The organism is Streptomyces sp. MA5143a (genome assembly GCF_900290235.1).
Classification (GTDB): domain Bacteria; phylum Actinomycetota; class Actinomycetes; order Streptomycetales; family Streptomycetaceae; genus Streptomyces.
The window spans coordinates 1-690 of the sequence record NZ_OLMK01000172.1 but is presented as its reverse complement, the minus strand read 5'-3'; the positions used below and the strand labels follow the sequence as shown (position 1 = coordinate 690).

Here is a 690-nt window from a genome sequence, read left to right as displayed (position 1 = left end):
GGAGCCCTCGGCGGGCTCGACGTCCTGGCCGGCGACCAGGGCCAGGATGCCCACCGCGTTCGCGGCTTTGTCGCCCAGTTGCTGTTCGGGCAGGTGGCCCAGCAGTCGCAGGGCATCGGTGACCAGTGCGTCGACCAGTTCGGCGCGGGCCTGCTCGTCGTTCCAGGCGATCTTCGGTTTGCCCGGGTCGGTGTAGTCGTGCGCGCCGCACTGGGCAGCGGCGACCGCGTCGGCGCCGGGGACCTCGCGGATCACCGCGCGGACGGCGGCGATGATCTGGGTGACGGTGTCCTGGGTGGCGACCGCGTCGTCCAGCACGGTGGAGTCCAGCGCCCGGCGGTGCTTGCCCTTGAGGACTCCGGTGGCCTTCACGACCTCGCGCACGGCCTCGAAGATGCGGTTCGGGCGGGCGGAACGGGCCAGCCGGCGGCGGAAGTAGGCCAGCAGCGACGGATCGAACGCCATGTCGTGAAGGCCCAGCCCGCATCCTGCCTTCCACCGCAGATCGCACCGCAGTTCCTGGACCGTCTCGAAGTCCGACAGCCCGTTAAGGGCCTGCAAGGTGATCGCGGCGGCCAGGATCTGCGGCGGCATGCTCGGCCGTCCGTTCGCCGACGGATACATGTCCGCGAACATCTCAGCCGGGAACAGCTCACCGCGATGCTCGGCCAGGAACGCGAACACACTCCC

1 protein-coding gene is annotated in these 690 nt (G+C 70.3%); it reads right to left on the bottom strand.

The window, feature by feature from the left end:
- Nucleotides 1-690: transposase (locus SMA5143A_RS42390; RefSeq protein ID WP_146194068.1), on the bottom strand; the 690-nt coding region annotated here is incomplete at both ends.